A 20,152-nucleotide genomic window follows, 5' to 3' on the forward strand; every position below is an offset into this window, starting at 1 on the left:
AAACGGGGGCTGCTCAGGGCAGTTCGGTCCCGGCAGGCAACCTGGCCTGGCCGAAATCCGGCGGCATAGCAAAGAAAACGTCCCGGAAACTCACCTCGTCATGCGCGGTGAAGTCGCGGAACCCCGTCCCCGCCCCGAACTTCGTCCGCACGAACTCCACCGGCCCGCGCACGGTCGCTCCGGTCAAGAACACCGAGCCCGAGAACGACGTGTCCGTGAACGACACGCCGTTGACGATCTCCGTCCGCTGCGCGCCCAGCAAGCCGACCTCCTTGCCCGACAGGTTGAACCGGTCGAGCCGGGCGCCGGAAAGGTCGAGCGCGTAAGCCGGTCCGTTCGCGCCCGCGTCCGGGAGCAGCGACCGGATCACCCGCTGGGCCGTGCGCCGGGCCTGCAGCTCGCGCTCGGCGGCGGCCGGGTCGTCGACCTTGTCGAGCTCGGGATGCTTGAACGGACGCCGCAAGTACGCGCACAGCACGTCGAGCACCGTCTGCGTGTACGTCTCGGGTCGCGACCGCGCCACGCCTCCCAGTGCGTGGATCGCCCCGACCCGGACCTGGTCGGCGTCGTGCCCCAGCAGCTCGATCGCCTTCGCGAACCGCTCGTCGGAGATGCGGGTGCGCTCGAGGTCGTGCCGGTCCTCCTCGACGCGCCGGCGGCGGTCGTTCAGCCACAGCCCGTACAACGCCGCGACCGCGCCGCCCGCCAGGCCGGCCGTCTTGAGCGCGTCGCCCCGGGTGGTCGCGCGGTCGGCGAGCAGCCAGACCAGCACTCCGGCGAACGCGGCCGCGCTGACCAGGAACGCCAGTGCCAAGGGTGAGAACCGTTTCACGCGCCCACCTTCGAGACGATCCGGGCTTCGCCGTCGCGGAGCTCCTCCTGCTTCCAGGCCGACGGCAGCAGCACGGTCTTCTCCGACAGGACCCGCGTGTTGTACAGCGAGACCGACGCCGGCAGCGACGCGAACCGCAGGTCCGTCTGACCGCCGAAGAACGTCCGCCCCAGGTCCAGCGAATCGGACGCCACCACGTCGGTGAACACCGCGTCCTTGGCGAACTTCGCGTCCTTGAACGTCGTCCGCCCGGCGAACTCCGTGCTGGTGAAGTCGGCGTCCTCCGCGAAGGCCGTGCCGCTGAACCACGCGTGGCTCTCGAACACCGCTCCACGACAGCGGAAGTGACCGACCAGACGCCCGTCCGCGGTGCCCGCGGCGGTGAAGTACACGCGGCCCTTGAAGCGGCAGCCGCTGAGGTTCGTGCTGCTGTGCAGGGACGCATGCCGCGCCAGGAGACTCCCGATCAGCTTGCCCGAGAGGTCGAAGTACTCGAGCGTCGCGCCGGTCAGGTCCAGGTCGTACGCCGGGCCTTCGGTGTCGCGCGCGGGCAGCAGGTCGGTGATCAGCCGCTGCGCCGTCAACCGGACCGTGAGCTCGCGCTCCGGTTCCGGATCGGCCGAATCCTTTTGCGGCCGCTCGAACGGCCGCCGCAGATAGGAACACAGCACGTCCAGCACCGTCTGCGTGTACTCCGGCCGGCTGCGCGCCAGGCCCGCCAGCGCGTGCATCGCCCCCACCCGCACCTGGTCGGCCGCGTGGCCGAGCAGCTCGACGGCCTTCGCGAACCGCTCGTCGGCCACCCGTTCGCGGTCCAGCTCCGCGCGCTGTGACTCGAGCTCGTGGCGCTGCCGCTCGATCTCCTGACGGCGTTCCTCGACCCGGCGGCGCCGGTCGTTCAGCCACAACGCGTACAGCGCCACGATCGCGCCGCCGGCGAGGCCGCCGGTCTTCAGCGCGTCACTGCGGCTGGTGGCGGGGTCGGTCAGCAACCAGCCGCCGACCCCGACCAGCAGCACCACTGCCGCGAGGAACGTCCACGCCAGCGGTGATCGCCACAGCTTCACCGGGTCAGGACACCAGCATCGTGCTGACGCAGAAGCCCTTGTCGTCGAAGTTCGTCGCGCTCAGCGTGCCCTTGACGTTCTTGCCTGCGGACGTCCCGGTGACCTGGCCCTCGACGAGGAACTCGTCGTCCGGCACCTCGCCGAGCTCCAGCTGCAGCGGCGGCTTGAGGAACGTCTTGAGCCACGAGTCGAGCAGGTCCTTCGAGTCCGAGCAGCCCAGCGCGAGCGCGCCGGGGGTGTCGCCCGCGTTCAGCTTGTCGATGAAGCCCTGCAGCACGACCTTGGCGTCCGCCCCGCCGCCGCTCGGCGAAGATGGCTTCGTGGTCGGCGTCTTCTTGGGGGTCGTCTTCGGCGCCGTGGGCTTGGCGGACGTGCTCGACGACGGCGGAGCCGCGACGTTGTTGTTGTCCTTCGACAGGAAGAAGCCGGGCGCGACGAAGCCGGTGATCCCCACGGCGGCGAGCAGGACGACGACGGCACCGATGGTGATCCACAGCCCGGTCTTGCCCTGCTTCGGCGGCGCCGGCGGCCCGCCGAAGCCCTGGCCGTAGCCCCCGGACTGGTCCCAGCCCGCCATCTGGCCGCCCTGGTTGGGATCCCAGGCCTGCTGGCCGTACTGCTGCGCGTTCGGGTCCGCCCACGCCGACTGCTGCTGCGCGTTCGGGTCGCCCCAAGCCTGCTGCTGCTGGGCGTTCGGGTCACCCCACTGCGGCGGCTGGCTCGCCGGGAACCCGCCCGACGGGTAGCCCTGCTGCTGTTGCTGGCTCGGGTCCCAGCCCTGCGGGTACTGCTGCGTCGGGTACGGCTGTTGCTGCTGCTGGTTGGGGTCCCACCCACCCTGCTGCGGGTACGGCTGCTGCTGGAAGCCGCCGGACTGCGGCTGCTGGCCGTACGGGTCGGGCTGGCCGGGCTGGCCCGGCTGAGGCGGGTACGTCATCTTCATGCCTTCCGGGCGCTGGGTGTTCGTGCGCTTCCGACGTCCGCAAGGCCCGTGTGGTTCCCCCAGGACGTGGTGAGCAGCATTCTGCAAGCTCGGACGGTACGGCATGAAACCGGCTCCCGGGCGCGACGACGCGAAACTGCGTTCCGGGGGTTCCCGGTGGAGCCCACAGTCGTCACGAACCGGGAGCCGGGGGTGCGGGTCAGCCGGCGGCGAGTGCCTGGAGCCGGTCGTAGGCACCGTTGAAGGTGTCCTGGTCCAACGGGCTCGAGGTGTACTGCCAGACGGTGTAGACGCTCCAGCCGTACGGCAGCGTGCCCACCGACGACGCGTACCGCGCGACCCACAGCGGGGCCGTGCTGGAGAAGTCACCGCTGACGCACTGGTTCCACCAGCTCGTCGACGTGTAGATCGCCGGGTAGCGGCCGGTCCGGGCGTGGTAGGTGTCGTGGAAGTCGAGGATCCACGCCGTCATCGCCGCCTTGCTCAGGCCGTAGCAGGTGGCGCCGTACGGGTTGTACTCCATGTCCAGCGCCCCGGGCAGCGTCCGGCCGTCGCCCGACCAGCCGCCGCCGTGGGCGACGAAGTAGTTCGCCTGCGCCGCGCCGCTCGCCGTGTTCGGGGTCGCGAAGTGGTAGGCGCCGCGGATGAAGCCCTGGTTGTAGGAGCCGTTGTACTGCTGCGCGAAGTACGGGTTCGTGTAGCTGGTGCTCTCGGTGGCCTTGGTCCAGACGAACCGCTTGCCCTGGTTCCACCAGTTCGCCCAGTCGACGTTGCCCTGGTAGCTGGCGACGTCCATGCCGGCCACGGTGGCCAGCACCTGACCGGGGATGGCCTGGGCGGGCTGCGGCTGCTGCGCCGCCTTCTGCGAGTCCGGCGTCGACTTGTCGCCTTCGACGCGCCGGATCTGCGACCCCAGTTCGTGGTTGTGCTGTGCGATGTCCGCGTTGATCGCGGCCACGGGGTCGGCTTCGGGGGAGAAGGTCGCCGCCTGGGCCGTGCTGCCGAGCAGGAGCAGCGTGGCCGGGACGACCAGGGCGGCGAACAACCGCCCTCTTCGGGAAGTGGACATCGTTGAATCCCTTCACAGATACCCTCGCTGAGGACGGCTTACTGCAGGTAGCCGCCCGTGCACGATTGTGAGGACGAAGGGGCGCTTTGTCACTCAGTTCCGTGAAATTGGGTATACGCGTGGGTGATTTTCCCGGGAAGAAGATCGTCAACCGGTGACCGGTTAACACCTATAATTCGTGAGGCCGGTCAGCCGAGCGCGAGGGCGCGCAGCCGGTCGGCCGGGCCGTTGAACCAGTTCTGGTCGCCGGGCAGGGAACCGCTGTCGGCGAACTGCCAGATCGTGTGGACGCTCCAGCTCGCGGGCAGCTCGCCGATGAAGGTGTTGTAGCGGGCGATCCACAGCGGATTGCCGCCGAAGCCGCCGTTGTTCGCGGTGCAGCGCTTCCACCAGCTCGTCGACGTGTAGATCGTCGGGTAGCGCCCGGTGGCCGCGCGGTAGGTCTCGGAGAAGTCGCTGATCCAGCGGACCATCCCGCCCGCGTCCTTGCCGTAGCAGGTTTCGCCGTACGGGTTGTACTCCGCGTCGAGCGCGCCGGGCAGGGTCCGGCCGTCGGCCGACCAGCCGCCGCCGTGGGCCAGGAAGTAGCGCGCCTGCGACGCGCCGTCGGAGATGTCCGGCCGGGCGAAGTGGTAGGCGCCGCGGATCAGGCCGGCGTCGTAGGAGCCGTTGTACTGCTGGGCGAACTGCGGGTTGACGAACCCGGTGCCTTCGGTCGCCTTGACGTAGACGAACTTCGCGCCCGTCCGCGCCGCGCCGGGCCAGTCGACCGGGCCCTGGTGCCCGCTGACGTCGTGGCCGAGCTCCTGGTCGTCGGTCGCGTACTGCACGCCGGGCGTCGAGTCGACGCCTTCGACCTTGGCGATCTGCGAACCGGCGAAGTGCTCTTCGGCCCCGGCGTAGATGTCCTGCGCGGTCGCCGGCGACTGACCGGCGACGAGCAGGAGCGCGGCGGCGAAGGAAAGCAATGCTCGACGTCTCACCCTCATGCTCCCCACCAGTCTCGTGAGTCTTGTCCAGCCTCACGATGCACCCGAGTCGCCGGATCGGCGACTCGGGTGTTCACTCGATGGGGTTAAACCCGCAGGTCAGCGCTGTTCGTCAGCCAGCGCCTTCAGTAGGTGCTCGGCCGGGACGACGGCGGTGATCAGGTCGTGCGGGTTGATCGCGACGGGGTGTCCGCCCAGCAGGCTGACGATGTCGCGGCCCACGACCGCGCGGGCGTGCGGCCACTCGCGCGGCACCAGTGCCTTGCGGGTGTAGGCGGGCACCATGACCCGGCCGTCGGTGTTGTGGAAGCCGATCACGGTGCGCTGCACCGGCGACATCGCGTAGACGAACAGCGTCGAGTCGAGGACGACCTTCGGCAGGTCCGACGCCGGCCGGTGCTCGGTGCGGACGAGCTGCAGCAGCTGCTCGAGGTCGTTCGACGGCTCCGGGAAGCCGAGCGCCTTGGGCGAGGGCCGGTAGCGGTCGTTGGGGTGGAAGTCGGCGACGACGTCGCCCGCGCCGTTCACCGGGTAGGCCCCGACGACCGCCCACGACGGCACCGGGCCGTTCGGGTCGAAGGCTTCGTCGATGACGTAGAGCCAGCTGTCGGGGTTGGCGCGGGCGTTCGCGCGCATCTCCGCGGTGATCTCGGGCGTGCCGTGCTTGCCGGAGCGCCGCGCCTGCTGGCCGCGCCGCGCGGCGCGGTTGTGCTTGCTGTGCTTGCCCGGGCGATCGGCCCCGCTTCCGGTGGGCTGCTGCGAAACCATCCGATCTGCCTCGTCCCGCTGCGCCATCTCATCCCCACGTTCCGGGTGTGCCTGAAAAGTCTTGGTGCGCCACTCTACTGTTTGCCCATGGCCTCTTCGCGTTCGGTCGACCCCGGACAGTTACGTGCGGCGGTGCTGGCGATTTCGGCGTGGCTGCAAGGCGACGCGCCCGATCCGGCGCGGCCGGAGCTGGCCGCGGCGGTCCGGCTCAGCCTGCGCGCGCTCGCGGCCGACGCGCCGGGCCGCACGGTCGAGGTCCGCGTGCCGCCGTTCGCGGCGGTGCAGTGCGTCGACGGCCCGCGGCACACCCGCGGCAACCCGCCGAACGTGATCGAGACGGACCCGCGCACCTGGCTGGAACTGGCCACCGGCCGGTTGGACTGGACCACGGCGGTGGCGGACGGCCGGGTGTCCGCATCGGGCACCCGGGCCGACCTTTCCCACTGGCTCCCCCTCATCCGGATCTGACGGACCCGGGGGCGCGACGGGCTACGGCTTGCGGCCGACCCCGCCGGAGATGGTCCGCTGCGCGACGTTGAGCTCCTTGAGCCGCGGGCCGTCCGGCCACCAGTCGGCGCACAGCGTCACACCGGGGTCGACGAGCTCGAGGCCGGCGAACAGCGCCTCGATCTCCTTCTGCGTCCGGAACGTGCCGGAGCCCATCGGGCTGTGCAGGAAGAAGTCCTCCATGCGGCGCGCGGTCGCGGAGTCCTCGTTCTCGGGGTCGGAGAAGTGGCTGAGCCCGACGAAGGAGCCGGACGGCAGCGCGTCGACGTACTCCCGCATGATCTCGGCCGGCCGGTCGTGGTCGCCCTTGAAGTGGTGCAGCGTGCCCATCTGCAGCAGCACGAGCGGCTGGGTGAAGTCGATGTGCTCGCGGACGACCTCGTTCTGCAGGATCCGCTGCGGCTCGAAGATGTCTTCGGCGACGAAGTGGGTGTGCTCGTTCTCTTCGAGCAGCGCGCGGCCGTGCGCGAGGACCACCGGGTCGTTGTCGACGTAGACGACCTTGGTCTCCGGGTTGATCCGCTGGACGACCTGGTGGGTGTTCTCGGCCGTCGGCAGGCCGGATCCGAGGTCGAGGAACTGGGTGATGCCGGTCTGGCTGGCGAGGAACCGGCACGCGCGGATGAGGAAACCGCGGTTTTCGAAGGCGAGGTCCTGAGCCTCCGGCGCGGCCTGCTGCACCTTGTGCAGGACCTCCCGGTCGATCTCGTAGTTGTCCTTCCCGAGCAGGAAGGCGTCGTACACGCGCGCGATGCTCGCTCGGGTCGGGTCGACCCCCACGGGAACTCGTTCGGTCCGGGTCGCGGCGTCGGGCATGTTGAACCTCGCAAGTTCTGTGTCGAAAGTCTCGTACTCTACGTAGAGTAGGCCGACGCGCGCATGGGGTAAACCGGGTCACCTCTTTGCGCAGGACGGGTTAACGTGTACTTTCGGTAGTCGGGCTAGAACCCCCTGGTGACGTGAGCGCGGAAGGTCCGGTAATGAACGCGGTGAACGCGTCCGCAGGCGAGCAGAACATCGGCCCCACTGCGCGCCGCATGATCCTGGGCTCGCAGCTGCGGCGGCTCCGTGAAGAGGCCGGCGTCACCCGCCAGCAGGCCGGGTACAACATCCGCGGGTCCGAGTCGAAGATCAGCCGCCTGGAACTGGGCCGCGTCGGCTTCAAGGAGCGCGACGTCACCGACCTGCTGACGATGTACGGCGTCGACGACGCGACCGAGCGCCAGACGTTCCTCGACATGGTCAAGCAGTCGAACGAGCCGGGCTGGTGGCGGCGCTTCGGCGACACGATGCCGAACTGGTTCACCGACCTCGTCGGCCTCGAAGAAGCCGCCGCGCGAATCCAGATCTGGGAGCCGCTGTACGTCTCGGGGCTGCTGCAGATCGAGGGGTACGCACGGGCGATCTTCAGCCACGGCCGCCCGGAGATGGCCGACGAGCGCGTCGACCAGCTGGTCGCGCTGCGCATGCGGCGGCAGAAGATGTTCAGCAGGCCGGACGCGCCCCGCGTGTGGATGGTGCTCGACGAGTCCGTCCTGCACCGGCCGATCGGCGGGATGAAGGTGCTCAAGCAGCAGATCGAGTACCTGCTGGAGATGAGCGCGCTGCCGCACGTGTCGGTGCAGATCCTCCCGTTCTCCCGCAGCGGGCTGTCCGCGGAGCACGCGTTTTCGCTGCTGCGGTTCGGCGAGCCGGAACTGCCGAACATCGCGTACGTCGAGTACCTGACCGGCGCGCACTACATCGAGAAGCGCGAAGAGATCGAGAAGTACAGCCGCTCGCTGGACATGCTGGCGGTCGACTCCGAGACTCCGGAGCGGAGCCGCGCGCTCCTCGCGAAGCGGCGCGCCGAAATCTGAGAACGTCCTGGTGAACCGGTTCGCCGGCGCCGACGTGTTCCCGTTGAGTGGTCACCGGGCGTATCCGCGATCCGCCGCCGATCCCTCCGGCTGTCCCGATGATCGGTGACTACTCGTAGTTGTTCACCCATTAGGGTCGCTAACTATCACCCGATAGGTTAACCGTGACCTGGTGATTCTTTACCGTCCGAGAACTTTGCAAGAAATTCTGCACGTGCATTTACCGTTGCAGGCACACGTGCTAGCCTCCGATACGCGGGCAAATGCACATGCATATGCGCTGCCCGGAAGGTTTTCCGCATCGAGAGGTGGGACCATGGCAGAGCGATTCGAGAACGGCATCCCGGCCGATCGGCTGTCCGGGGCCGAGTGGCGCAAGGCGAGCTACAGCGGCTCGGTCGGCAACTGCGTCGAGGTCGCGCCGCTGTCCACCGGCGAGATCGCGATGCGCAACTCGCGGTTCCCGACCGGTCCGGCGCTCGTCTACACGCGCGCGGAGATGGCGGCCTTCCTGGCCGGCGCCAAGGACGGTGAGTTCGACGATGTCCTCGGCTGAGGCCGTCGCCCCCGTCTTCGACATCGAAACCGGACTTCAGGAGCTGGTGGCTCGCGGCTACCAGTTCGTCCACCCCGCCGACGAGCGCGGCGAGGTCCTCGCTGTCGTCGGCGTGCGGGTGCACGACGACGTGGTGGACGTCGTCCGGCTCAACGCCGAAGACGACGTCGTGGCGACCCGGATGCCCGGTACCGAAGACAACATCTTCGAGCCGGAACACTGGTTGTGGCGCCGCAGCGGCGAAGGCGCCCAAGTGCTCACGGAGATCCTCTCGCTGCCGGATGCTTGCTAGACATGAAGACTTCAGGCCCTGTCCGAAGTGGTCAGTACCACGTCGGGCGGGGCCTGACCCATGTCCGCACCGTCTACACTGAAAGCGGCCCGACCACGTCTTCCCAGGAGCTCCTCGGTGGTTTCCGACCCGCAAGTCGTGTCCGACCAGCCCGACCCGGAACCCCGTGAGGAGTGTGGCGTCTTCGGCGTCTGGGCTCCCGGGGAAGAAGTCGCGAAGCTGACCTACTACGGCCTCTACGCCCTGCAGCACCGCGGGCAAGAGGCCGCCGGCATCTCCGTCTCCGATGGCTCTCAGATCGTGGTCTTCAAGGACCTCGGCCTGGTCAGCCAGGTGTTCGACGAGCAGATCCTGCAGTCGCTGCAGGGGCACATCGCCGTCGGGCACTGCCGGTACTCGACCACCGGCGCCACCATCTGGGAGAACGCCCAGCCGATCTTCCGCACCACTGCGACCGGCAGCGGCCTTTCCTTCGCGCACAACGGCAACCTCGTCAACACGGCCGAGCTGCGCGAGCGCACCATCGACGCCGGGCTCAAGCCGCACGCGGGCCTGACCGGTTCGTCGAGCGACTCCGACCTGATCTGCGGGCTGCTCGCCGCGAACGCCGCCGACAAGGGCATCGAAGCCGCCGCGATGGAGCTGCTGCCCACGCTCAAGGGCGCCTTCTGCCTGGTCTTCGCCGACGAGAACACGCTCTACGCGGCGCGTGACCCGCACGGCGTACACCCGTTGGTGCTCGGCCGGCTCGAGCGCGGCTGGGTCGTCTCGAGCGAGACGGCGGGCCTCGACATCGTCGGCGCGTCCTTCGTCCGCGAGGTCGAGCCCGGCGAGCTGATCGCCATCGACGCCGCCGGCCTGCGTTCTTCGCGGTTCGCGAACCCGGACCCCAAGGGCTGTGTCTTCGAATACGTCTACCTCGCCCGCCCCGACACCACGATCGCGGGCCGCGGGGTGCACGCCACCCGCGTCGACATCGGCCGCCGGCTCGCCGGTGAGCAGCCGGTCGAGGCCGACCTGGTGATGCCGGTGCCGGAGTCCGGTACGCCGGCCGCGATCGGGTACGCGCAGGGCTCGGGCATCCCGTACGGCACCGGCCTGGTGAAGAACGCCTACGTCGGGCGCACGTTCATCCAGCCGTCGCAGACCATCCGCCAGCTCGGCATCCGCCTCAAGCTCAACCCCCTGCGCGACGTCATCCGCGGCAAGCGCCTGGTCGTGGTGGACGACTCCATCGTCCGCGGCAACACCCAGCGCGCGCTGGTCCGGATGCTGCGGGAGGCCGGCGCGCTCGAGGTGCACGTCCGGATCGCGTCACCGCCCGTGCGCTGGCCGTGCTTCTACGGCATCGACTTCGCGTCCCGGGCCGAGCTGGTCGCGAACGGCGTCGACCTCGACGGCATCCGGCGCTCGATCGGAGCCGACTCCCTGGGCTACATTTCCCTCGACGGCCTGGTCGCGGCCACGGAGCAGCCGAAGACGCGGCTGTGCACCGCGTGCTTCTCCGGCGAGTACCCGATCCCGCTGCCCGAGGACGCGCTGATCGGGAAGCACCTGCTCGAAAGCCTCGACTCGGTCAATGGCGCGGCAACTCCGGTCAGCTCGGCCGGGTACGGTGCCGAAGACGCCGTCCGGCGTCCCTAGCAGTTCCTTCCAGAGGGAGTCCTTCCACCGTGAGCGAGTCCACGAGCGCCACGTACGCCGCCGCCGGCGTCAGCATCGACGCCGGCGACCAAGCCGTCGAGCTGCTCAAGCCGCACGCCGAGCGGGCCACGCGCCCCGAGGTCATGGGTGGCGTCGGCGGCTTCGCCGGGCTCTTCTCCCTGAAGCTCGACAAGTGGAAGGAGCCGGTGCTCGCGTCGTCGACCGACGGCGTCGGCACCAAGATCGCGGTCGCGCAGGCGCTGGACAAGCACGACACGGTCGGCATCGACCTGGTCGCGATGGTCGTCGACGACCTCGTCGTGACCGGTGCCGAGCCGCTGTTCCTGCAGGACTACATCGCCGTCGGCAAGGTGCACCCGGAGAAGATCGCCGCGCTGGTCGGCGGCATCGCCGAGGGCTGCGTCCAGGCCGGCTGCGCGCTGCTGGGCGGCGAGACCGCCGAGCACCCCGGCCTGATGGGCGAGCACGACTACGACATGTCGGCCACCGGCGTCGGCGTGGTCGAGGCGTCGCAGCTGCTCTCGCCGGAGAAGGTCCGTCCGGGTGACGTCGTGCTGGCGCTCGGCTCGTCGGGCCTGCACTCGAACGGGTACTCCCTGGCCCGGCACGTGCTCCTGGACATCGCGCGGATGCCGCTCGGCGGCCACGTCGAGGAGTTCGGCCGCACCCTCGGCGAGGAGATGCTGGAGCCGACGCGGATCTACGCGAAGGACTGCCTCGCGCTGGCCGCGGAGACCGAGGTCCGGACGTTCGCGCACATCACCGGCGGTGGCCTGGAGGCCAACCTCGCCCGCGTCATGCCGCGTGGCCTGGTCGCCCGGCTCGACCGCGGCACGTGGACGCCGGCGCCGGTGTTCGCGGTGATCGGCCAGCGCGGCAAGGTCGAGCGGGCCGAGCTGGAGAAGACCTTCAACATGGGCGTCGGCATGGTCGCGATCGTCGGCGCCGAAGACGTCGACCGCGCGCTGGCCATGCTGACCGCGCGGCACCTGCCGGCGTGGGTGCTGGGCGACGTCCAGCCCGCCGACGACGTCGACGGCCCGCGCGCCGTGCTTTCCGGCGACCACCCGCGGTTCTGACAGCGTCCTTTGAAAGAAGCCACTTGATCGGGGCTGTCACACTGGTGACATGGCAGCCGAAGACGTGGTGATCGGCTCCCGGTTCACGATCCCGGGAGCCGAGTTGAGCGAGCGCTTTTCGCGCTCGTCCGGCCCGGGCGGCCAGGGCGTGAACACCACCGACTCGCGCGTCGAGCTGTCCTTCGACGTCGCTTCGTCGCCGTCGATCCCCGAGCACCTGCGCGACCGGGTCCTGGCCGGACTCGGCTCGCGGCTGGTCGACGGCGTCCTGACGATCGCGGCCAGCGAACACCGCTCCCAGCTGCAGAACCGGGAAGCGGCCCGCGGCCGCCTGGCGAACCTCCTGCGCGACGCGTCGGCGCCGCCGCCCGCCAAGCGACGCCCCACGAAGCCCTCTCGGGGTTCGAAGGAGCGCCGCCTGGCGTCGAAGAAGCGCCGGAGCGACGTCAAACGAGGCCGCTCCGGCCGTCTGAACGACTAGCCCAAGGACAGGTGCACGCACTCGCCCGCCGGCCGGTAGCCGACGCGGGCGTAGACGTTCCCGATCCCCAGGTCGCCCGGGGTGAGGAACGCGGTCTGCGCGCCGGCCTCGTGGACGTGGCGGGTGAGTCGCGCGGTGAGCGCCACGGCGATCCCGCGCCCCCGGTACGCCTCGAGCACGGCGATCCCGGCGACCTCGGTGGTGCCGTCGACGATGTCGAGCGCGACCCCGCCGCCGACGACCACGCCGTCCTCCTCCGCGAGGAGGTGGCGCCCGGTGGTCTTCAGCCGGTCGACCTCGGCGTCGCTGATCTCCGGTGCCTCGCCGAACGCGATGTTCTGCGCGCCTCGCATGCGCCGGAAGTCTTCGACGGACTCCGGGGCCCGCAGCCGGACCCCCGCCGGAGCCGGCCGGTCGACTCGATCGGCCGCCGTGCAGGTCATCAGCGGCACCCGGCGCTCGAGCCCGTACCCCGCCTCGACCAGCAGGTTCTCCAGGTCGGGGGCGACGTCGGTAAAGTACTCGAGCCGCGGGAGCAGGTCCCGCCGCCGGAACGCCTCGGTCAGGGCGTCGATCTCGGCCGTCGTCGGCTTCGCGCCGTCGTCCGGGATCGCGTAGTTGAGCATCGGGTGGGCCGTACCCGGCGAGTAGGTGGCCAGGAAGGGGCCGACCCGCTCGGTGTCCCGGCCACGCGGTGCCGTCTTGCGGACATAGCTCTGGATAGCGGACATCGCTGGGTTGGAGCCTTTCGAGAGCGTGTCAAGGAACCGCGGCCCCGATCGGGCTCGCGGGCGGAACGCTGGGCGTCGGGCCTAGCGGGGGCCGACGCCGGAGGCGGCGCCAGGCATAGGCGGTCATTCCTTGACTCGAAGGGTCTCTCCCGGCCATCTTGGCACGGCCGGCAAGCGGATTATTGACGCTCTCGGTGCGAGATGGCCGCGTAGCGCGTGTCCCAAACCGAGCGCGGGACCCGCATCCTGAGCGTCGGGGCCTCGCAGACCGTCCGGCGTTGCGCCGGGATGGTCACGGGCACCGGCGGCGGCGGATCGAGCGCCCGCCAGCCGCGGCGGCTGAGTGCCGCGCCGAGCGTCGCGCCCGCGGTGTTGAGCAGGACGTCGTCGGTCGAGGTCACCCGGCCGGTGTGGATCAGATATTGCGTACCTTCCACCAGCACGGACGCGACGAGCGCGGCCAGTGCGATCCGCAGCAGAGTGCGCAGGCCGCGCATCCGCATGGGCAGCAACGCGCCGAGCGGACACAGCAGCAGGACGTTGCCGATCACCTGCCAAAGTGACCCGTCGTCGCTGAAGGCCGCGGTGATGTCGGCGCCGGGAACGAGGTCGAGCGTGCTCTCGCCGGAGGTGCCGACGGGCATCGTGACCAGGCACAACACCAGGAATGCGACGAGGAACGCGGCGCTGTCGACGCCGGCCGTCGCGGTCGCGTAGCGGGCCGGCAGTCTTCGCCGCCGACGCGCCGCGAGCAGTGGCCAGCCGAGCAGCGCGTACGGCAGCGCGATGGCCGAAACCGGAATCATCCCCCAGAAGGCGCGCAGCAGGGTTTCCATGCGCCTCCTCTCTCGAACCCCTCAAGAAACTTCGATGCGCGTGCCCTCCCAAGATCACCTTCGCATCACAAGATCGTCTCGGCAGTACGAGCGGACCGCACTATTCGGTGATCTTTCCGGTGGCGCGACAAGGGTTCCCGTGGTTCGGTCGGGAGGCACACCGTCCACAGTGGAGGTTGTGGACAACCCTGTGGATGAATTCGGGGAGTTTGTGAGGAAGCCTTACTTCACAACGTAAAGCCGCGATGCGTGCCTGTGTACTACTCGGCCAGCTCGCGGGCCTGCTCGAGGAGGTTCTGCAGGTGCAGACCACGGCGGACGTCGCAGGGGTGCGTCGTGGTGCCGCTGGCGATCATCGCCGCGAAGTCGTCCAGGAGCGCGGTGTAGGACTCCTGCGCGGAGCCCGGTTTGCGCCCGAGTGTCCGGTAACCGTGCTGTCCCCAGACGGCGACCTCGACGACGGTCGGCTGCACCGGCAGCCGCAGCGACAGCGTCGCGGTGCTGACCACGCCGTTCTCGTGCGCCAGCATCAGGTGCCAGAGGTCGCCGGGGCTCTGCCGGGCGGCCACGACCTCGGTGATCGGGCCGAGCGCGGCGTCCAGCATGTCGAGCGCGTGCGGGCCGATGTCGAACAGCGCACCGCCGTCGTCCTGACGCCACTCCGAGGCCGCGTACTGGCCGCCGAGCAGGGCGCCGGACAGCCAGCGCGCGCCGCCCCCGGCCCAGCCACCGGCCTGGGCGAGCCCGGCGAGCCAGTCCTGGGTCTGCGACGAGTACCGCAGGGTCAGCACCACGAGCGCGGCAACGTCGGCCGCGGCGACAGCGTCGGCCAAACGCTGAGCACCGGCGAGGTCGGCGGCGATCGGCTTCTCCAGGATCAGGTGCTTCCCGGCTTCGGCCGCCCGCACGCCCAGCTCGGCCTGTACCGACGGCGGAACGGCCAGCGCGACCGCGTCCACCTGCTCGAACAGCTCCTCGACGCTGCTCGCGGTGGCCGCGCAGTGCGTGTCCGCAAGCGTTTGCGCGGCCTCGGGCCGCCGGGCCCAGACCGCCGTCAGCGCCGTGCCGGGGTGATCCGCCAGGCCGGGCGCGTGGATCGTCGTCGCCCACGGGCCGGCGCCGATCAGGCCGACGCGCAGCTGTCCGTCCGCGATGAGCTGTCCCACAGCCCGCAGTCTAGGTGTGTCGCTCGTCGCGCCGGAACCACGTCCACCGCTGGTTATGGTTCTCGCATGATCGCCGCGCGCTTCGCCCGTTTTTCCGCTGCCTCTGCCCTGCTGCTGGGGGCGTGCCTCGCCGGGGCCGCGCCGGCCTCGGCGACCGGCACCGACGGGTCCTGCGCCGAGGGCGCCGGGGTCACGGTGATCGTCGACTTCGGCGACCTGGGCCCGCAGCCGCTGATCCGCTGCGCCCCCGGCACGCCGGCGAACGGCATCGCGGCGCTGCAGGCGGCCGGCGTCGACGTCGCCGGTTCGCAGAAGTACGGCCTCGCCGTGGCCTGCCGGATCGACGGCAAGCCGGGGCCGGACGTCGAGTCGTGCGCGGGGATGCCGTCGGCGACGGCGTACTGGAGCTACTGGCACGCGTCGGCGGGTGGCGCCTGGGAGTCGAGCCAGGAGGGCGCGCAGACGTCGAAGCCGGTCGCGAACGGCTTCGAAGGCTGGGCGTTCGCGAAGCCGAAGTCGGCCAACGACCTGCCCACGCCGCCCAAGGTGGCCCCCGTGCGGCAGGCGGCCACGCCTGCTCAGGCACCTGCTGAGCAGGGCAGTTCGTTCCCGTGGGGCCTGGTCATCGGGGCCGTGGTGATCGTGGTGGTCGCCGGCGCCGGGATCGTCGTCGCGCGTCGCCGGCGTGCGAGCTAGGGCGCTGCACCCCGGCGCCTGGTGGGTCTGGGCGCTCGCGCTGGCCGTTGCCGCCAGCCGGACGACGAACCCGCTGCTGCTCGGCCTGATCATCGCCGTCGCGGGGTTCGTCGTCGCGAACCGCCGGAGTGATGCGCCGTGGGCGCTGGCGTTCCGGCTCTACGCGTACGTCGGCGCGCTGATCGTCGCGTCGCGCGTGCTGTTCCGGATCCTGGTCGGCGGCGAGGACGGCGGGCACGTGCTCCTCGCGCTGCCGCGGATCCCGCTGACCGCCGGGTTGTCCCTGCTCGGGCCGACGTCGGCGGAGGCGCTGCTCGGCGGGTTCTATGACGGCCTGCGGCTGGCGACGATGGTCGTCTGCATCGGCGCGGCGAACGCGCTGGCCAACCCGAAACGCCTGCTCAAGGCGGTCCCCGGCGCACTGTACGAGGTGGGCACGGCGGTCACGGTGGCCCTGACGGTGGCGCCGCAGCTCGTCGAGAGCGTGCAGCGCGTGCGGCGGGCCCGGCGGCTGCGGGCGGGGCGGACTCGCGGGCCGCGGGCGGTCAAGGGCATCGTGGTGCCGGTGCTGGCGGATGCGATGGACCGGTCGCTGCGGCTCGCGGCCGCGATGGACTCCCGGGGCTACGGGCGCCGGGCGTACCTGAGCCCCGGCGTGCGGGCGCTGATCGCTTCGTGCGTCCTGGCCGGGCTGGTCGGCGTGTGCGTCGGCGTCTACGGCGTGCTCGACGGGACGTCGTCGTGGCTCGGCGTGCCCCTGCTGGCGGCGGGGCTGGCGGTCGCGGTCGTGGGGTTCGTCCTCGGTGGCCGGCGCGTGCGGCGGACGGCGTACCGGCCGGACCCGTGGCGGTGGCCGGAGACGCTGGTCGTGCTGGCCGGGATCGGGTCGTGCGTCTCGCTCTTCCTTTCCGCGCAGGTCGATCCGGGGAACCTGTACCCGTCGTTGAGTCCGTTGCGGTGGCCGGAGGTTTCGGTGGTCCACGTGGTGTCCCTGCTCATCGCGGTGGTGCCCGCGTTCGTGGCGCCTCCCGCGCCGGGGGTGACCCGGTGATCGAGTTCTCGCGGGTCACGGTGACCTACCCGGACGCGTCGCGGCCGGTGCTTTCGAACGTCTCGCTGCGGGTGGAGGAGGGTGAGCTGTGCCTGGTCGCGGGGCCGACCGGGGCTGGCAAGTCGACGTTCCTCAGCGCGATCAACGGGCTCGTCCCGCACTTCACCGGCGGGCGGCTGGCCGGGCGGGTGCTGGTCGGCGGCCTGGACACGGCGTCCCACCCGCCGCGTGAGCTGGCTTCGGTCGTCGGCGTCGTCGGGCAGGACCCGCTGTCGGGGTTCGTGACGGACACCGTCGAGGAGGAGCTGGCGTACGCGATGGAGCAGCTCGCGGTGGCGCCGGACGTCATGCGCAAGCGCGTCGAGGAAACCCTTGACCTGCTGGGGATCGCGGAGCTGCGCAACCGTCCACTTCGGACTCTTTCGGGCGGGCAGCAGCAGCGCGTCGCGATCGGCTCGGTGCTGACGGCGCATCCTTCCGTCGTGGTGCTCGACGAGCCGACGTCGGCGCTGGACCCGACGGCGGCCGAGGACGTGCTGGCGGCGATCACCCGCCTGGTGCACGACCTCGGGACGACGGTGGTCGTCGCGGAGCACCGGATGGAGCGGGTGGCGCAGTACGCGGACCGGGTGCTTTACCTGCCGGGCGACGGTTCGGTGCGGTCCGGTTCGCCCGCGGAGATCCTGGCGACGTCGTCGATCGCGCCGCCGATCGCCGAGCTCGGGCGGCTGGCGGGGTGGTCGCCGTTGCCGCTGTCGGTGCGGGACGCGCGGCGGGTCGCGGGGCCGCTGCGCTCGCGGCTCGCGAAATTGTCGGTGGTGGGTCGTACTCTCCCGGTGACCGGTCGAGCACTGGACGTGAGAGGGGTGGTGGTCCGGTACGGCGATGTCCTGGCGGTGCGCGGGGTGGACCTGCGCGTCGGGCCGGGGGAAGTGGTCGCGCTGATGGGACGCAACGGCTCCGGCAAGTCGTCGCTCCTCTGGGCGGTGCAGGGCAGCGGGCCGAGGTCGGCGGGAGAGGTCGACGTCGGTGGTGCGGATCCGGCGTCGCTCAAGCCACGAGTGGCCCGTCAGCGTGTCGGACTGGTCCCGCAGACCCCCGCCGACCTGCTGTACCTCGATTCGGTCGACGCCGAGTGCGCACAGGCCGACACCGAATCGGAGGTCGCGGCGGGAACGGCCCGGGCCATGCTGGACCGCCTCGCCCCCGGGATAGCCGGTGAAGCGCACCCCGGCGACCTGTCCGAAGGGCAGCGACTGGCGTTGGTGCTGGCGATCCAGCTGGCGTCGGCCCCACCGGTCGTGCTGCTCGACGAGCCCACCCGCGGCCTGGACTACCACGCGAAGAAGCGCTTCGCGGCAACCCTGCGAGAGCTGGCCTCGCAGGGCCACGCGGTACTGCTGGCCACGCACGACGTCGAGTTCGTGGCGACGGTGGCGCACCGCGTGGTGGTGATGGCCGAGGGAGAGGTGGTCGCGGACGGCCCGACGAAGGAGGTGATCGTCGCCTCGCCGGCGTTCGCCCCGCAGGTGGCGAAGATCCTGGCCCCGGAGCGGTGGCTCACGGTGGACGAGGTCGCGGAGGCGCTGGCATGAGGAGGAAGGCGCAGGCCGCCGAGCGGGCGGGGGCCGAGAGGCGCGCGGGTCGCGCGGCCCGGCGCACGCGATGGCGCGGAGTTCAGCGGGCCAGAGACTCGCGCGGCCGGGCGATGCCCAGCGGCTCGAGGAGGAAGGCGGAGGGGCGGGCCCCGGCATCGTGCGGCGCTCCCGCTCGTCCGATGGCGGAGTTCAGCTGGGCCCGGGCGATGCCCAGCGCCTCGGCGCAGCAGGCCGCCCGGCGCGTGACCTCGTCCCGCGGGCGCTCTCAGAGGTCCTGTCGTGAGTGACTTCCTCGGCTCACCACCGCGCGCGGTGCGGGTCACCCTGCAACCCGCCCTGGTCCTCGGTACCGCGACCGTCCTCGGCCTCGCCATGTTCTGCTGGCCGCTGCTCGCGCACCCCACGCCGACCGCCGCCGCGCACACCGCCGATGCTCCCTTCGTCTTCATGGCGACCCTGCCGGTGCTGATCCTCGTCGTCCTCGCCGAACTCTCCCGTGGGGGCATCGATGCCAAGGCTCTCGCTCTCCTCGGGGTGCTCTCGGCGGTCAACGCCGGCCTGCGGCCGCTCGGGGCCGGGACCGGGGGCATCGAGCTCGTCTTCTTCCTGCTCGTGCTCGCCGGGCGGGTGTTCGGGCCCGGCTTCGGGTTCGTGCTCGGCTCGACTTCGCTGTTCACGAGCGCGCTGCTCACCGCCGGGGTCGGGCCGTGGCTGCCGTTCCAGATGCTCGCGTCGTCGCTCATCGGGCTCGGGGCCGGGCTGCTGCCGCGGAAACCGCGCGGGAAGGCGGAAATCGCGCTGCTCGTGGCGTACGGCGTCTTCGCGGCCTACTTCTTCGGGCTGCTCATGAGCCTGTGGTCGTGGCCGTTCCTCGCCGGCACCGGCACCGGTGCCACCGCCGGACTCGGGTTCGTCCCCGGGGCGCCGCTGCCGGACAACCTGCACCGGTTCGCCGTGTTCACCGTCCTGACGTCGACCCTCGGCTGGGACACCGGCCGCGCGATCACCAATGCCGTCGCGATCGTCCTGCTCGGGCCGGCCGTCCTGGGGGTGCTGCGGCGCGCCGCCCGGCGGGCGGCCTTCGACGCGCCCGTGAGCTTCGATCAGGCCAGCGTGTCGTAGAGGTCGACCAGCTCGGCGAACCGGGCGGCGTCCGGGACGTGGCTCGTGTCGAGGTCGGCCACGCGGAACCGGTTGCCGGGCGTGGCCGCGTCGGCCTCGCGGATCATGCGGTCCTGCAGCTCCAGCGGCACGATCCGGTCGCGTAGGTGCCGGATGTACACCCGCGGCACGCGGCCCCACCGGGCACGGTCGCCGCGGGCCGGGGTCGCGCCCTTGCCGAGGAGGTCGTCCGGGGCCATCGAGTTGAGGAACGCGTAGAACTCGGCGTCCGTGCCTTCCGCCAGGAACGCCTCCTTCGCCGCCGTCAGCAGAGCCCGGTCCGCGGTGCGCCAGTTGAACCGGATCGCGCCGATCACCGACGGGTCGGCCGCGACGAACCCCAGCAGGTCGCCGACCCGGGACGACGCCGCCTCCGGGGTGGCCATGTACTCGTCCGGGGTGGCCAGGTCGACGCAGCAGAACGCCGTGTCGTAGACGAGGAGGTCGATCAGGTCCGGCACCACGTCCGCGACCAGGCTGACCATCGCGCCGCCGATGCTGGCGCCGACCAGCACGACCGGGCCGTGCGCCGCCGCGCGGCGGACCACCTCGACCGTGGCCGCCACCTGGTCGGCGACCGTGACGCCGGCCAGCGCCGACGGTTCCGTCGCGAACGCCGCGAGGTCCTGGGGTGCCTGGTAGGAGAGCCGGTACTGCTGACCGGGCTGGGGAACGCCGACACCGCGGTGCCCGCGCAGGACCAGCTCGTCGGGCGCGGCCGAGACGCCGTTGGCGCCGGCGGCGAAGACGAACGTCGTCACACCGTGGGGGGAAGGCATACCCCGACACTAAAACGCCCGGCCGGC

Annotated in this window: 22 protein-coding genes; 11 read left to right on the plus strand and 11 right to left on the minus strand. The window is 71.0% G+C overall.

The window, feature by feature from the left end; translation table 11 throughout:
• Positions 1-13: 13 nt before the first annotated feature.
• The 6 genes from ACZ7OU_RS08005 to ACZ7OU_RS08030 form a co-directional block, all read right to left on the minus strand.
• Positions 14-832 (minus strand): pentapeptide repeat-containing protein, encoded by an 819-nt coding sequence (locus ACZ7OU_RS08005; protein WP_470240437.1) that lies wholly within the window; start codon positions 830-832, stop codon positions 14-16.
• Positions 829-1,899 (minus strand): pentapeptide repeat-containing protein, encoded by a 1,071-nt coding sequence (locus ACZ7OU_RS08010; RefSeq protein ID WP_470240438.1) that lies wholly within the window; start codon positions 1,897-1,899, stop codon positions 829-831. Before ACZ7OU_RS08010 ends, ACZ7OU_RS08005 begins: the two co-directional genes overlap by 4 nt.
• Positions 1,900-1,903: 4 nt before the next feature.
• Complete coding sequence (locus ACZ7OU_RS08015; RefSeq protein ID WP_470240439.1) at positions 1,904-2,836, minus strand: hypothetical protein; 933 nt, start codon at positions 2,834-2,836, stop codon at positions 1,904-1,906.
• 205 nt (positions 2,837-3,041) lie between these two features.
• The gene (locus tag ACZ7OU_RS08020; protein ID WP_470240440.1) at positions 3,042-3,911 is read right to left on the minus strand and encodes a lysozyme; all 870 of its coding nucleotides are present in this window, start codon (positions 3,909-3,911) and stop codon (positions 3,042-3,044) included.
• 188 nt (positions 3,912-4,099) lie between these two features.
• Complete coding sequence (locus tag ACZ7OU_RS08025; protein ID WP_470254599.1) at positions 4,100-4,900, minus strand: lysozyme; 801 nt, start codon at positions 4,898-4,900, stop codon at positions 4,100-4,102.
• Positions 4,901-4,999: 99 nt separating this feature from the next.
• Positions 5,000-5,695, minus strand: coding sequence for a type VII secretion system-associated protein (locus ACZ7OU_RS08030; protein WP_470240442.1), 696 nt, complete (start codon positions 5,693-5,695; stop codon positions 5,000-5,002).
• Positions 5,696-5,755: 60 nt separating this feature from the next.
• On the opposite strand from ACZ7OU_RS08030, the gene ACZ7OU_RS08035 reads away from it, so the two are divergent.
• Positions 5,756-6,136 (plus strand): sterol carrier family protein, encoded by a 381-nt coding sequence (locus ACZ7OU_RS08035; protein WP_470240443.1) that lies wholly within the window; start codon positions 5,756-5,758, stop codon positions 6,134-6,136.
• A gap of 21 nt (positions 6,137-6,157) precedes the next feature.
• Here ACZ7OU_RS08035 and ACZ7OU_RS08040 read toward each other — a convergent pair whose 3' ends face one another.
• Positions 6,158-6,955 (minus strand): SAM-dependent methyltransferase, encoded by a 798-nt coding sequence (locus tag ACZ7OU_RS08040; RefSeq protein WP_470240444.1) that lies wholly within the window; start codon positions 6,953-6,955, stop codon positions 6,158-6,160.
• A 200-nt stretch (positions 6,956-7,155) separates the two neighbouring features.
• On the opposite strand from ACZ7OU_RS08040, the gene ACZ7OU_RS08045 reads away from it, so the two are divergent.
• The 6 genes from ACZ7OU_RS08045 to arfB all read left to right on the plus strand — a co-directional run bounded on the left by ACZ7OU_RS08045 (position 7,156) and on the right by arfB (position 12,107).
• The gene (locus tag ACZ7OU_RS08045) at positions 7,156-8,034 is read left to right on the plus strand and encodes a helix-turn-helix domain-containing protein (protein ID WP_470240445.1); all 879 of its coding nucleotides are present in this window, start codon (positions 7,156-7,158) and stop codon (positions 8,032-8,034) included.
• Positions 8,035-8,350: 316 nt separating this feature from the next.
• The gene (locus ACZ7OU_RS08050; protein ID WP_470240446.1) at positions 8,351-8,590 is read left to right on the plus strand and encodes a DUF397 domain-containing protein; all 240 of its coding nucleotides are present in this window, start codon (positions 8,351-8,353) and stop codon (positions 8,588-8,590) included.
• Positions 8,577-8,882, plus strand: coding sequence for a hypothetical protein (locus ACZ7OU_RS08055; protein WP_470240447.1), 306 nt, complete (start codon positions 8,577-8,579; stop codon positions 8,880-8,882). Before ACZ7OU_RS08050 ends, ACZ7OU_RS08055 begins: the two co-directional genes overlap by 14 nt.
• A gap of 117 nt (positions 8,883-8,999) precedes the next feature.
• Positions 9,000-10,526, plus strand: coding sequence for an amidophosphoribosyltransferase (gene purF / locus ACZ7OU_RS08060; RefSeq protein WP_470240448.1), 1,527 nt, complete (start codon positions 9,000-9,002; stop codon positions 10,524-10,526).
• Between the two features lie 29 nt (positions 10,527-10,555).
• Positions 10,556-11,626 (plus strand): phosphoribosylformylglycinamidine cyclo-ligase, encoded by a 1,071-nt coding sequence (gene purM / locus ACZ7OU_RS08065; RefSeq protein ID WP_470240449.1) that lies wholly within the window; start codon positions 10,556-10,558, stop codon positions 11,624-11,626.
• Positions 11,627-11,675: 49 nt separating this feature from the next.
• Positions 11,676-12,107 carry an alternative ribosome rescue aminoacyl-tRNA hydrolase ArfB gene (arfB, locus tag ACZ7OU_RS08070; RefSeq protein WP_470240450.1) on the plus strand — a complete coding sequence of 144 codons (432 nt, stop codon included), beginning with the start codon at positions 11,676-11,678 and terminating at the stop codon, positions 12,105-12,107.
• Here the strand turns inward: arfB and ACZ7OU_RS08075 are convergent.
• From ACZ7OU_RS08075 to ACZ7OU_RS08085, 3 genes are all read right to left on the minus strand, one after another.
• Positions 12,104-12,838, minus strand: a complete 735-nt coding sequence (locus ACZ7OU_RS08075) for a GNAT family N-acetyltransferase (RefSeq protein ID WP_470254600.1) — start codon at positions 12,836-12,838, stop codon at positions 12,104-12,106. The two genes, arfB and ACZ7OU_RS08075, sit on opposite strands and share 4 nt — an antisense overlap.
• Before the next feature lie 179 nt (positions 12,839-13,017).
• Entirely contained in the window at positions 13,018-13,674 is a 657-nt protein-coding gene (locus ACZ7OU_RS08080) for a VanZ family protein (protein ID WP_470254601.1), read from the minus strand.
• Positions 13,675-13,934: 260 nt separating this feature from the next.
• Positions 13,935-14,840, minus strand: a complete 906-nt coding sequence (locus ACZ7OU_RS08085) for a Gfo/Idh/MocA family protein (protein WP_470240453.1) — start codon at positions 14,838-14,840, stop codon at positions 13,935-13,937.
• A gap of 66 nt (positions 14,841-14,906) precedes the next feature.
• Here ACZ7OU_RS08085 and ACZ7OU_RS08090 point away from each other — a divergent pair, with 66 nt between their 5' ends.
• From ACZ7OU_RS08090 to ACZ7OU_RS08105, 4 genes are all read left to right on the plus strand, one after another.
• Complete coding sequence (locus ACZ7OU_RS08090; RefSeq protein ID WP_470254602.1) at positions 14,907-15,536, plus strand: hypothetical protein; 630 nt, start codon at positions 14,907-14,909, stop codon at positions 15,534-15,536.
• Positions 15,526-16,587: a CbiQ family ECF transporter T component gene (locus ACZ7OU_RS08095; protein WP_470254603.1), complete on the plus strand. Its 1,062-nt coding sequence runs from the start codon at positions 15,526-15,528 to the stop codon at positions 16,585-16,587. Before ACZ7OU_RS08090 ends, ACZ7OU_RS08095 begins: the two co-directional genes overlap by 11 nt.
• Positions 16,584-18,182: an ABC transporter ATP-binding protein gene (locus ACZ7OU_RS08100; RefSeq protein WP_470254604.1), complete on the plus strand. Its 1,599-nt coding sequence runs from the start codon at positions 16,584-16,586 to the stop codon at positions 18,180-18,182. The genes ACZ7OU_RS08095 and ACZ7OU_RS08100 overlap by 4 nt, the downstream gene beginning before the upstream one ends.
• A gap of 282 nt (positions 18,183-18,464) precedes the next feature.
• The gene (locus tag ACZ7OU_RS08105; protein WP_470254605.1) at positions 18,465-19,307 is read left to right on the plus strand and encodes an ECF transporter S component family protein; all 843 of its coding nucleotides are present in this window, start codon (positions 18,465-18,467) and stop codon (positions 19,305-19,307) included.
• Here ACZ7OU_RS08105 and ACZ7OU_RS08110 read toward each other — a convergent pair.
• Complete coding sequence (locus ACZ7OU_RS08110; protein WP_470254606.1) at positions 19,289-20,125, minus strand: alpha/beta fold hydrolase; 837 nt, start codon at positions 20,123-20,125, stop codon at positions 19,289-19,291. The two genes, ACZ7OU_RS08105 and ACZ7OU_RS08110, sit on opposite strands and share 19 nt — an antisense overlap.
• Positions 20,126-20,152 lie beyond the last annotated feature (27 nt).

Source organism: Amycolatopsis sp. NPDC114505, from assembly GCF_055633615.1.

Bases quoted from the DNA above. Each gene is read 5' to 3' on its own strand.
- ACZ7OU_RS08015 (WP_470240439.1), bottom strand. From the start codon at position 2,836: ATGACGTACCCGCCTCAGCCGGGCCAGCCCGGCCAGCCCGACCCGTAC.
- ACZ7OU_RS08020 (WP_470240440.1), bottom strand. From the start codon at position 3,911: ATGTCCACTTCCCGAAGAGGGCGGTTGTTCGCCGCCCTGGTCGTCCCG.
- ACZ7OU_RS08025 (WP_470254599.1), bottom strand. From the start codon at position 4,900: ATGAGGGTGAGACGTCGAGCATTGCTTTCCTTCGCCGCCGCGCTCCTG.
- ACZ7OU_RS08030 (WP_470240442.1), bottom strand. From the start codon at position 5,695: ATGGCGCAGCGGGACGAGGCAGATCGGATGGTTTCGCAGCAGCCCACC.
- ACZ7OU_RS08035 (WP_470240443.1), top strand. From the start codon at position 5,756: ATGGCCTCTTCGCGTTCGGTCGACCCCGGACAGTTACGTGCGGCGGTG.
- ACZ7OU_RS08045 (WP_470240445.1), top strand. From the start codon at position 7,156: ATGAACGCGGTGAACGCGTCCGCAGGCGAGCAGAACATCGGCCCCACT.
- ACZ7OU_RS08050 (WP_470240446.1), top strand. From the start codon at position 8,351: ATGGCAGAGCGATTCGAGAACGGCATCCCGGCCGATCGGCTGTCCGGG.
- ACZ7OU_RS08055 (WP_470240447.1), top strand. From the start codon at position 8,577: ATGTCCTCGGCTGAGGCCGTCGCCCCCGTCTTCGACATCGAAACCGGA.
- arfB (WP_470240450.1), top strand. From the start codon at position 11,676: ATGGCAGCCGAAGACGTGGTGATCGGCTCCCGGTTCACGATCCCGGGA.
- ACZ7OU_RS08075 (WP_470254600.1), bottom strand. From the start codon at position 12,838: ATGTCCGCTATCCAGAGCTATGTCCGCAAGACGGCACCGCGTGGCCGG.
- ACZ7OU_RS08080 (WP_470254601.1), bottom strand. From the start codon at position 13,674: ATGGAAACCCTGCTGCGCGCCTTCTGGGGGATGATTCCGGTTTCGGCC.
- ACZ7OU_RS08090 (WP_470254602.1), top strand. From the start codon at position 14,907: ATGATCGCCGCGCGCTTCGCCCGTTTTTCCGCTGCCTCTGCCCTGCTG.
- ACZ7OU_RS08110 (WP_470254606.1), bottom strand. From the start codon at position 20,125: ATGCCTTCCCCCCACGGTGTGACGACGTTCGTCTTCGCCGCCGGCGCC.